Origin of the sequence: Isoptericola sp. NPDC056134 (assembly GCF_042264825.1) — a bacterium.
GTDB lineage: Bacteria > Actinomycetota > Actinomycetes > Actinomycetales > Cellulomonadaceae > Isoptericola > Isoptericola nanjingensis.
In genome coordinates this window covers 1-10500 of sequence record NZ_JBHJVM010000045.1, presented here as the reverse complement: position 1 = coordinate 10500, position 10500 = coordinate 1, and the positions used below count along the sequence as shown (strand labels likewise).

At 74.1% G+C, this 10500-nt stretch carries 13 protein-coding genes; 6 read left to right on the top strand and 7 right to left on the bottom strand.

All coding sequences use genetic code 11. The annotated features are described in order from the left end of the window. Positions 1–72: 72 nt before the first annotated feature. The 5 genes from ACFCZN_RS20875 to ACFCZN_RS20855 all read right to left on the bottom strand — a co-directional run bounded on the left by ACFCZN_RS20875 (position 73) and on the right by ACFCZN_RS20855 (position 4424). Entirely contained in the window at positions 73–909 is an 837-nt protein-coding gene (locus ACFCZN_RS20875) for a C40 family peptidase (protein ID WP_429766137.1), read from the bottom strand. 451 nt (positions 910–1360) lie between these two features. Further along, positions 1361–2092, bottom strand: coding sequence for a septum formation family protein (locus ACFCZN_RS20870; protein ID WP_430558030.1), 732 nt, complete (start codon positions 2090–2092; stop codon positions 1361–1363). A 15-nt stretch (positions 2093–2107) separates the two neighbouring features. After that, entirely contained in the window at positions 2108–2989 is an 882-nt protein-coding gene (locus ACFCZN_RS20865) for an exodeoxyribonuclease III (RefSeq protein WP_430558029.1), read from the bottom strand. Positions 2990–3029: 40 nt separating this feature from the next. Then, positions 3030–3821 (bottom strand): MerR family transcriptional regulator, encoded by a 792-nt coding sequence (locus ACFCZN_RS20860; protein WP_430558028.1) that lies wholly within the window; start codon positions 3819–3821, stop codon positions 3030–3032. Between the two features lie 81 nt (positions 3822–3902). Next, complete coding sequence (locus ACFCZN_RS20855; RefSeq protein WP_430558027.1) at positions 3903–4424, bottom strand: VOC family protein; 522 nt, start codon at positions 4422–4424, stop codon at positions 3903–3905. Positions 4425–4492: 68 nt separating this feature from the next. On the opposite strand from ACFCZN_RS20855, the gene ACFCZN_RS20850 reads away from it, so the two are divergent. The 3 genes from ACFCZN_RS20850 to ACFCZN_RS20840 are packed head-to-tail and all read left to right on the top strand — an operon-like array spanning position 4493 to position 6662. After that, positions 4493–5266, top strand: a complete 774-nt coding sequence (locus ACFCZN_RS20850) for an SDR family NAD(P)-dependent oxidoreductase (protein ID WP_430558026.1) — start codon at positions 4493–4495, stop codon at positions 5264–5266. Between the two features lie 17 nt (positions 5267–5283). Then, entirely contained in the window at positions 5284–5868 is a 585-nt protein-coding gene (pyrE, locus tag ACFCZN_RS20845; protein WP_430558025.1) for an orotate phosphoribosyltransferase, read from the top strand. Beyond that, complete coding sequence (locus ACFCZN_RS20840; protein WP_430558024.1) at positions 5865–6662, top strand: hypothetical protein; 798 nt, start codon at positions 5865–5867, stop codon at positions 6660–6662. Before pyrE ends, ACFCZN_RS20840 begins: the two co-directional genes overlap by 4 nt. Before the next feature lie 10 nt (positions 6663–6672). On the opposite strand, the gene ACFCZN_RS20835 is transcribed toward ACFCZN_RS20840, so the two are convergent. Both ACFCZN_RS20835 and ACFCZN_RS20830 read right to left on the bottom strand, forming a co-directional pair. Beyond that, on the bottom strand, positions 6673–6888 hold the full coding sequence (locus tag ACFCZN_RS20835) for a hypothetical protein (protein ID WP_429766124.1): 216 nt from the start codon (positions 6886–6888) through the stop codon (positions 6673–6675). A 64-nt stretch (positions 6889–6952) separates the two neighbouring features. Further along, entirely contained in the window at positions 6953–7693 is a 741-nt protein-coding gene (locus ACFCZN_RS20830; protein ID WP_429766296.1) for an HAD-IIA family hydrolase, read from the bottom strand. 88 nt (positions 7694–7781) lie between these two features. On the opposite strand from ACFCZN_RS20830, the gene ACFCZN_RS20825 reads away from it, so the two are divergent. The 3 genes from ACFCZN_RS20825 to fbaA all read left to right on the top strand — a co-directional run bounded on the left by ACFCZN_RS20825 (position 7782) and on the right by fbaA (position 10431). Next, entirely contained in the window at positions 7782–8618 is an 837-nt protein-coding gene (locus tag ACFCZN_RS20825; RefSeq protein WP_430558023.1) for an SDR family oxidoreductase, read from the top strand. Continuing rightward, on the top strand, positions 8615–9301 hold the full coding sequence (locus tag ACFCZN_RS20820) for a TrmH family RNA methyltransferase (RefSeq protein WP_430558022.1): 687 nt from the start codon (positions 8615–8617) through the stop codon (positions 9299–9301). The genes ACFCZN_RS20825 and ACFCZN_RS20820 overlap by 4 nt, the downstream gene beginning before the upstream one ends. A 110-nt stretch (positions 9302–9411) precedes the next feature. Beyond that, positions 9412–10431, top strand: a complete 1020-nt coding sequence (gene fbaA, locus ACFCZN_RS20815) for a class II fructose-bisphosphate aldolase (protein WP_429766120.1) — start codon at positions 9412–9414, stop codon at positions 10429–10431. The last annotated feature ends 69 nt before the right edge of the window (positions 10432–10500 follow it).

Here is a 10500-nt window from a genome sequence, read left to right as displayed (position 1 = left end):
GGCACGGACCGTAGCCGGCTACGGTCCGTGCCCTCTCTATCTCGGCGGGTCGCCTCTCTATCTCGGCGGGGGTCAGACCGCCTTGCTGCTGACCCGGATGAACGTCGGGTTCGACTGCCAGATGCTGCGCTTGACGACGCCGACGCGCGGGTTGCCGGCGTCGATCTGCTTGCCGTCGCCGATGTAGATGGCGACGTGGCCGGGCGACCAGATCAGGTCGCCGGGCTTGGCGTTCTTGCGCGAGACCTTCGTGCCGACGTGCTTCTGCGCGGACGACGTGCGCGGCAGCTTCTTGCCGATCGCCTTCTTGTACACGTAGGAGGTGAAGCCCGAGCAGTCGAACGAGCTCGGACCGGTGGCGCCGGAGACGTAGCGGGCGCCGACCTTCGTCTTCGCGATCGCCACGACAGGAGAGCCGGGCTTCTTCGCGGTGGTCGTCACGGTGCGGCTGGACTTCGCGAGCAGCCTCGAGCCGCTCGGGTCCACCACCACGCGGACCTTGTTCTTGCCGACCTTGTGCATGGGCCAGCTCGGGTTGAACGTCGCCTTGCCGTGCCGGATCGTCTTGGTCGACTTGACCTTGCCGTTGATGACGAGCTTCGCCTTCCCGGCGATCGTCTTGCCGGCACGCTTGGCGGTGACGGTGTACACGGGGCGCTTGGACTTCCCCGAACCCTTGATCAGCGTCGTCTTGGTGGCCTTGAGGCTGACGGACGGCCGGGGCTTCGACGACGTCGAGGCCGCCTGGACCGCCGTGGCGGCCGGGGCCGCCGAGGCGTGGGGGGCGACGGCGACAAGACCGCCGCCGGTGAGGGCGCCGGCGACGGCGAGGGCGATGATCGCCCGGCGGGGCCGGCGAGCGGCCACGGCGGCGGTGCCGGGGCGCGCGGGGGCAGGGGACATGGACATGGGGCGTGACCTCCAGCCTGCGAGATGAGCTGTCGGGTGAGGCCGAGATCGTTGGCCCGCCACCAAGGTGGCTGAACCCCAAGGCCGGGAGCGTCCGGGCGGTGTGCCCGGGCGGCCGGCCGGAAGTGGGTCTCCCGCTGCTGCCGTGAGTTTCGTGGTCACCGGGACGCCGGCAGCACTCGGCTGCGTCCCGGTCGGCCGGCACCCGTTGCTAGGTGCGGTCGAGGGACGCTAACCCTGAGGACCCGTCGAGGTCACGTTCCGATAACAGGTCCGGCGTGTCGGTGGCGCGGGGGTCGACAGGCATCGGCGCTGGACGAGTCCGGTCAACACAGGCCGAACCGGACGCCGTGCCGTGATACCAGATGTGACGAAGGTCACTGTAAGAATCCACCCGTGGGGGGATATCAGAGACGTCGACCGGTCCGTGCGTCCGACCACGGTCGCAGGCTCAGCGCAGCAGGTCGGCCGTCCCCGGCGAGGCGGAGACCGCGACGCACAGCCCAGTGCGGTCGCCGGCCGCCCAGCCGTCCTCGGACGGGGTGAGGACGACGAAGGTCGGCCCCTCGTCCTCGCGGCCCGCGGCACCCAGCAGCCCGGGCCCGCAGTCCGCGGAGGCCTTGCGCACCAGCGCGTCGTGACCGGGCCACACCGCGCCCGCCGCGGAGTCCGTGCGCCCCACCACCTGCGCCCCGTGCTCGCTCGCGCACGGCACGACGGTCACCCGGCCGACGTCGCCGGGAGGCAGCTCCCGCAGGCACGACCCGAGCACGAGCTGCGCCGCGTTCACCTCGCGCGCCCCGGTCACCGCGGCCGGCACGGGGGCGGTCGCCCGGTCGCGCGCCGTCGCGACCCCGATCGCCACGGCGCCGCCGACGACCGCGAGCGCCACCACCGCCACGGCCGCACGACCCGCGACGCGGCGCGCCCGAACCGTGCCGGCGACCCCCGCCCGGGGCGTACCCGGCACGGCGTCGCCGGGCGCGGGCGCGGCGTCGTCGTCGCCGGTGCCCGGCAGGCCCAGGCCGGTGAGGCCGTCCGCCGGCAGCGCGCCCGCCGGCGTCGGCGCGGCGAAGACGGGCTCCGCGGGCGGCGGGGCGGAACCGGGTGCGGGCTCGTCCGCCGGGTGCTGCCGGTGCGGGGCGCGCCGGTCCGGGTCGTGCTGGTGCTGCTCCTCGGTCACGACGGGCTCCGCGCGTCAGGCCGGGTCGGCCAGGTCGAGGATCACCGGGACGTGGTCGCTGGCGCCCTTGCCCTTGCGCTCGTCACGGTCGATGACGACGCCGGTGACGCGCTCGCGCACGGCGGGGGAGGCGTAGGCGAAGTCGATGCGCAGGCCCTTGTTCCGGGGGAACGCGAGCTGCTGGTAGTCCCAGTACGTGTAGGTGTGCTCCGCGGGCAGGTGCTCGCGCGTCACCTCGGTGTACCCGGCGGTCGCGAACGCCGTGAACGCCTCCCGCTCGGCGGGGGTCACGTGGGTGTGGCCCTCGAACGCGGCCGCGTCGTAGACGTCCGTGTCGAGCGGGATGACGTTCCAGTCGCCGACCAGCGCGACCTGGGTGCGCGGGTCGTCGGCGAGCCAGCCTGCCGCGGCGTCGCGCAGCGCACCCAGCCACGCCAGCTTGTACGCGTAGTGGGGGTCGCCGATCGCGCGGCCGTGCGGCACGTACAGCGACCACACGCGGACGCCGCCGCAGGTGGCCCCCAGGGCGCGCGCCTCGACCGGCGGCGGCACGTCGAGCAGCGTCGTCGGCGCCTCGTCGGGCGTCACGTCGGGCGCCTCGGCCGGCGCGTCGTCGGGCGCGGTGGCGGGAGCCTTGGCGAACCCGGGCTGCCCGGGGAACGACGTCTCGACGTCCGCGATCCCGACCCGCGACGCGATGGCGACGCCGTTCCACGCCGAGTGCCCGGTGTGCGCCACCTGGTAGCCCGCGGCCTCGAACGCCGCGTGGGGGAACTGCTCGTCGCGGGACTTGGTCTCCTGGATGGCGAGCACGTCGGTGCCCGAGCGCTCCAGGAAGGCGATCACCCGGTCGACGCGGGCACGGACGGAGTTGACGTTCCAGGTCGCGAGGCGCACGGGCGCCAGGCTACCGGCGGAGGCCGACGGCACCGGGCGGTCATCCCCACGTCGCGGTGTCGGGGTCGACGCCGTGGGCGCGGGCGGCCGCGTCGATCACCTCGCTCAGCCACGCCGTCAGGCCCGGGTGGCGCGCGTCGTGGTTCGCGGTGAACTCGGGGTCGGCGGCGTACATGCGCCCGATGACGACGTGCATGGCGGGCGTGACGTCGAAGTAGGCGCCGAGGGACGCGCGGTGGCGCTCGGCCAGCGCGTCGGCCGCGGCGCTGCCGGGCCGCACGCCGCGGCCCAGGGCGTCGGCGAGGGAGTCGAGGACGGCCTCGGCCTCCGCGGCGACCGCCCGCCACTCCTCGGGGGTGCGCTCGGCCGCCCGCTCGGCGAACTGGGCCCACTGGTCGGTGTCGCCCCAGAGCTCGCGGGCGCCGGCCGCCCACGACGGCTGCCAGTCGTCGCCGAACAGGGCGACCTGCTCCTCGGGCGTCAGCAGGACGCCGCGCTCGCGCGCCTCGACCAGCCGGTCGAGGGCGTCGGCCGCGCGCTCCAGCCGGCGCAGCCGCTCGCGCACGAGGTCGCGCTGGCGGCGCAGGGACGCGTCGGCACCCTCGGGGGAGTCGAGCAGCGCCCCGATCTCGTCGAGCGGCACGCCGAGGTCGCGGTACAGGACGACGCGGTGCACGCGCGCCAGGTCGGACGTCGTGTACAGGCGGTAGCCGGCGGCCGTGCGCGCCGAGGGGCGCACCAGGCCGACGGCGTCCCAGTGGTGCAGGGTCCGGACGGTGACGCCCGCGGCCCGCGCCGCGGCGCCGACGGTGAGGTCGGGTCGGGAGGCCACATCGTCCAGTCTGCCCGGTGCGTCGCGGTGCGTCGTCGTCCTGGTGCAGGACGACGACGGACCGCGACGTCACGGGCGCCTTCACGCCTCGGCACCGAAGCCGAGCCGGTCCTGGACGTGCGCCGCCTCCGGGCTCGCCGGGTCCCACGGGCGGGCGGCGGTCATGACGACGCGCGTCCGCTCGGGGGTCACGACCTCCAGGTCGACGGTGCCCCACGGCTGCAGGCGCGGACCCGTCGTGGAACCGGGAGAGACCTCCTCGCAGGCGACGGCGACGGCGTCGATCTCGCTCAGCACGCAGGAGAAGCTCACGCTCAACCGCCCAGGCCCGGGACGGGACGCGGCGGACTGCGGCGCCGGCACGAGGAGTACGTCCTGAAACGCCCAGCGGCGCAGGTGGGTGATCGTGCCCGGGGCGGTGAAGAGGTCGAAGAAGCCGAGGCCGCGCACCCAGAAGTCGGTGGACGCCTCGAGGTCGTCCGTCGGGACGGTGACGAACATCGGCATGCCGTAGATGCCACGGAACTGCTCCGGCGGCTGCACGCCAGGGCCGGGCCGCGGCACGGGGCTGATGCTGAACGCGGGGAAGGTGGTGTCGGTCATGCGGCCAGCGTGGAGCCTCACGTCGCGTGAGGGTCAACCTCACGGCGTCCGCCCTCTAGGCTGCCCCCATGGGTACCGCGCTCGTCACCGGCGCCACCGCCGGCCTCGGCCTGGAGTTCGTCTGGCAGCTCGCCACCGCGCGACACGACGTGGTCGTCGTCGCGCGCGACGCCGACCGCCTGGAGCAGGTCGCCGCGCAGGTGCGTGCGGCCGCCGGCGTGCGGGTGGAGGTGCTGCCCGCAGACCTGTCCGTGCCGGAGGACCTGGAGCGGGTCGCCGCCCGGCTCGCCGTCACCGGCGACGAGGAGGGCGACGACCGGCGCCCGGTGGGTCTGCTGGTCAACAACGCCGGGTTCGCGACGGCGCAGCCGTTCGTCGGTGGTGACCTCGCCGTCGAGGTGTCCGCCCTGGACGTCATGGTCCGGGCGGTGCTCGTGCTGTCGCACGCGGCCGCCGGGCAGATGGCGAGCCGCGGGCGCGGCGCCATCCTCAACGTCGGGTCGATCGCCGCGCTGACCGCCGGCGGCACCTACGCCGCGGCGAAGGCTTACGTACGGTCGTTCACGGAAGGGCTGGCCGTCGAGCTCAAGGGCACCGGCGTCACGGCCACGGTGCTGAGCCCCGGGTTCGTGCGCACCGAGTTCCACGACCGGGCGGGCGTGGACATGTCCTCGATCCCGGACGCCGGCTGGCTCGACGCCCCGACCGTGGTCTCCGAGGCGCTCGCGGACGTGCGGCGCGGTGTCGTCATCTCGACGCCGTCGGTCCGCTACAAGGCGGCCGCGGCGCTGCTGCGCCTGGCCCCGCGCACGGCCGTCCGCGCCGTGGGCAAGTACCGCTGACCCGTACCCTGGTGCCCGTGACGACCACCGACACCGCCTTCGGCCCCACGCCCCGCGAGCAGCTGCGCGACCTCATCACCGAGCTCGCCGTCGTGCACGGCAAGGTGACGCTGTCCTCCGGCAAGGAGGCCGACTACTACGTCGACCTGCGCCGGATCACGCTGCACCACCGCGCGGCCCCGCTCGTGGGCCACGTGCTGCTCGACCACCTCGAGGAGGTCGGCCTCGGCACGGCGGAGGTGGACGCCGTCGGCGGCCTCACGCTCGGCGCCGACCCGATCGCGGACGCGCTGCTGCACGCCGCGGCGTCGCGCGGGCAGGACCTCGACGCGTTCGTGGTCCGCAAGGCGGCCAAGGCGCACGGCATGCAGCGGCAGATCGAGGGCCCCGAGGTCGCGGGCCGCAAGGTCGTCGTCCTCGAGGACACGACGACGACCGGCGGGTCGCCCATCACGGCCATCGAGGCGCTGCGCGCCGCGGGCGCCGAGGTGCTCGGCTGCGCCACGATCGTCGACCGCGCCACCGGCGCCGGCGACAAGATCGAGGCCCTCGGCGTGCCCTACCACTACCTCTACGACCTGGCGGACCTGGGCCTCTCGTGAGCCGCCCGGCCGCGCGGCGGCCGAGCATCCCGATCCTCGTCCTCCCGATGGCCGTCGTCGTCGCGGCGGCGGCGCTGGCCGGCTTCGGCGTGATCGACCTGTGGGTGGCGTACGTGCTCGTGCCCGTCGCGGCGGTCGTCGCCGGGCTGGGGTACGTGCGCGCCCAGCGCCGGTTCGTCATGAGGCGAGGCGCGGACGTCGACCGGCTCGTCGCCGGTGGGCGGTGGGCGGCGTACGGCGGGACAGGGCAGCCCGAGGTACCGCGTGGCGTGCAGTCGTTCCCGAAGCGCGAGCCCCTCGACAGCGACGTCGGGCACACCGTCGGCGAGGTGCTGCGCTCGCGGATCGACGGTCGCGACGTGTGGACGCTCGAACTGGGCGTGCAGCGCCGCTCCGGCGGCACGTTCACGGAGACCGGGGCGCGCGAGTCCGGTCCGGTGATCCTTGCCGACCCGTACCACCTCGTGCTCACGCGCCTCGACCGCGCGCACGGGACGGTGGAGGTGGGCGCCGCGGGCGTCGCCGACGCACTGCGGGCCGGCGTCGAGGTCGGCGTGCCGGACTTCGACCGCGCGTTCCGCGTGACCACCGAGAGCGAACGCACCGCCCGCGCGTGGCTCGGCGACGGCGGCGGCGCGGCCCTCGCCCGCCAGGGAAAGGATGCCCTGCGCGGCGGTCGGCTGCGGCTCGACGGCGACACGTTGCTCTGGTGGCGCCAGGGTCATCAGGACCTGGACGCGCTGGACGACGTCTCGCGCCTCGTCGCGAGGGCCGCGGCGTTCGTGCCGCGCTGAGCGGCGTCCGTCAGCCGCGGCGGCGGCCGAGCAGGAACCCGCCGCCCAGCCCGACCAGCAGAGCACCCAGCCCGAACAGCACCCACATCAGCACGAGCCTCGACGACCCGGGCACGAACATCGTGTCGGACCGGGGGGCGTAGGCGAACCAGCCGAACGACGCGTAGCCGACAGGGCGGGTCAGTACCCAGAGGATCATGCCGGCGCCGACCGCGATCGCGAGCACGGCCGTCCAGGTACCACGTCGCGTCCGGGCGCTCGGCGGCCTGCCTTCGCCGGGAGCGTCGTCGTCAGACACGGTCGATCAGGTCGGCGATCGAGTCGACCACGTGCGACGGGCGGAACGGGTAGGTGTCCACCTCGGCGGCGGTCGTGGAGCCCGTCATGACGAGGAACGTCTCCAGGCCCGCTTCGATGCCGGCGACGACGTCGGTGTCCATGCGGTCGCCGATCATCGCCGTCACCTCGGAGTGGGCGTCGATCCGGTTGAGCGCGGAGCGGAACATCATCGGGTTCGGCTTGCCCACGTAGTACGGCGAGCGGCCGGTGGCGGCCTGGATCATCGCGGCGACGGCGCCGGTGGCGGGCAGGGGGCCCTCGGCGGACGGGCCGGTGGTGTCCGGGTTGGTGGCGATGAAGCGGGCGCCGTCGCGCACGAGGCGGATCGCCTTGGTGATGGCCGTGAACGAGTAGGTGCGCGTCTCGCCCAGCACCACGTAGTCCGGGTTCGACTCGGTGAGCGTGTACCCCGCCTCGTACAGGGCGGTGGTGAGGCCGGCCTCGCCGATCACGTACGCCGACCCGTTGGGGATCTGGTCCGTGAGGAACTGCGCGGTGGCCAGCGCGGACGTCCAGATCGCCTCCTCCGGGACGTCGATGCCCGACGTCGCGAGGCGGGCGCGCAGGTCGCGCGGCGTGAAGATCGAGTTGTTCGTGAGGACGAGGAAGGGGCGCTCCGCGTCGCGCAGGGCGCGGATGAACTCCGGCGCCCCGGGGATGGCCTGGCCCTCGTGCACGAGGACGCCGTCCATGTCGGTCAGCCAGCACTCGATCCGTCGTTCGCTCACGCCGCTCACCCTAGTGGGCGGGGCGGCCCCGCGCGTGCGCCAGGATGGGCGCATGACGACGATCGCGGTGGTGGGCGGCACCGGTCAGGCCGGGCGCGCCGTGGTGCGGGAGGCCGCAGCGCGGGGCCACGAGGTGCGGGTGGTCTCGCGCCGGCGTCCCGCGGACCTCGAGCCCGGTGCGACGCACCACGCGGTGGACCTCCTCGACGACGACGAGGCGCGGGTCGCAGGCGCGCTCGCCGCGGCGTTCGACGGCGTGGAGGCCGTGGTCGACACCAGCAACGGGATGACGCCCGCCGCCCAGGCCGTCTTCACCGCGGGTGCGCGGCGGGTCGCGGACGCCGCGGGGCGCGCGGGCGTGGGTCGCGTCGTCGTGCTCTCGATCGCCGCGGTCGACCGCAGCGACTACGGGTACTACCGGGCGCACGCGGAGCAGGAGCGCGTCTACGCCACCGGGGCGGTGCCGGCGACGGTCGTGCGGGCCACCCAGTTCCACGGGTTCCTCGACCTCTTCTTCGGCCGCGACAGCCGCCTCGGGGCCTGGTCGCGGCTCGGGCTCCTGCCGTATCCGCGCGGCTGCCGCTTCCAGACGATCGACCTGCGTGACGTCGCCCGCGCGCTCGTCGACGCGGCCGAGGGCGCCGACCCGCTCGGGGTCGCGCCCAGCACGGGCCCGTCCGGCGCGCCGACCGCCACCGTCGGCGGGCCGCAGGTGCTCGACGCGCGCGCGATGGCCGGCTCCTGGCGCCGGGCGCACGGCTCCCGCCGGCTGCCGGTCGCCGTGCCGCTGCCCGGTCCGCTCGGGGAGTTCTTCCGCGCCGGGCGCAACCTCATGCCCGACGCCGCGTCGGGCACGATCACCTACGACGAGTGGCTGGCCGGGCGGTGACCGGGACCGAGCGCGAGGTCGGCGTCGGCCCGTGGCCGGGCGGCCCGGACGCGTGGCCCCGCCTCGCGGACGGTGGTGCGCCGGACCCGCGCTACGACCCCGAGCTGCTGGCGCACGGCGACCGCCGCAACGTCGTCGACCGGTACCGGTACTGGACCGTCGAGGCCGTCGTCGCCGACCTCGACGCGCGTCGCCCTGCGGGCCGGGAGCTGCACGTCGCCATCGAGAACTGGGCGCACGACCTCAACATCGGGTCCGTGGTGCGCACGGCCAACGCGTTCAACGCGGCCGGGGTGCACGTCGTCGGGCGGCGGCGGTGGAACCGGCGCGGCGCGATGGTCACCGACCGTTACCTGCACACCCACCACCACCCGGACGCGGCGGCGCTCGCCGCGTGGGCGGCCTCGGGGGACGGCGGGGCCGGCCTGCCGGTGATCGGGATCGACAACGTGCCCGGCTCGGTGCCGCTGGAGGCCTCCGACCTGCCTGCGCGCTGCGTGCTGCTGTTCGGCCAGGAGTCCACGGGCCTGACGCCGGAGGCGCAGGCGGTGTGCGCCCACGTCCTGCACATCACCCAGCACGGCTCCACGCGGTCCCTCAACGCGGGGGCCGCGGGCGCCGTCGCGATGCACGCCTGGGCGTCGCGCTGGCTCGCGCCGTCTCACGGAGCCGACGGCATGTGACTCCCATGACCCGGACGTGAGAAAATCCGGTTGCATGCGGGTCGCACGGCGCCCGTCGCGACGAAGCATCCCGCTGCATCCTCGTACGCCCCGTCATTGGAGTACCGCAGATGCCTATCGCAACCCCCGAGGTCTACGCCGAGATGATTGACCGGGCGAAGGCCGGCAAGTTCGCCTACCCCGCCGTCAACATCACCTCGTCGCAGACCGTGACCGCCGCTCTCCAGGGCTTCGCCGAGGCCGAGTCGGACGGCATCATCCAGGTCTCCGTGGGCGGCGCCGAGTACGCGTCGGGCTCCACCGTGAAGGACCGCGTCGTCGGCTCGCTGGCCCTCGCGGCCTACGCCACCGAGGTCGCGAAGAACTACTCGGTGAACATCGCGATCCACACCGACCACTGCGTCAAGAAGAACCTCGACTCCTGGGTGCGCCCGCTGCTCGCCCTCGAGGCGGAGCAGGTGAAGGCCGGCAAGAACCCGACCTTCCAGTCGCACATGTTCGACGGCTCGGACATCCCCCTGGACGAGAACCTCGTCATCGCCGCCGAGCTGCTCGAGCTCTCGCAGGCCGCGCGCACCATCCTCGAGATCGAGGTCGGCGTCGTGGGTGGCGAGGAGGACGGCCACGAGGCCGAGATCAACGAGAAGCTCTACACGACGGCCGAGGACGGCCTCGCCACCGTGCGCGCCCTCGGCGCCGGCGAGAAGGGTCGCTACCTCACGGCACTCACCTTCGGCAACGTGCACGGCGTGTACAAGCCGGGTGCCGTCAAGCTCCGCCCGTCGATCCTCGCGGACATCCAGAAGGCCGTCGGCTCGGAGATCGGCAAGGAGAACCCGTTCGACCTCGTGTTCCACGGCGGTTCGGGCTCCACGGCCGAGGAGATCTCCGAGGCGGTCGACAACGGTGTCATCAAGATGAACATCGACACCGACACGCAGTACGCGTTCTCGCGCCCTGTCGCGGACCACTTCTTCCGCAACTACGACGGCGTCCTCAAGGTGGACGGCGAGGTCGGCAACAAGAAGGCCTACGACCCGCGCGCCTGGGGCAAGCAGGCCGAGGCCGGCATGGCCGCCCGTATCGTCGAGGCCGCGCAGCAGCTGCGATCCGCCGGCCACAAGATGTGACCCTCCCCGCGAGATAGAGAAGCTCCTCGCCGAGATAGAGAAGCCCGGGCGATGCCGCAAGATTGCGGC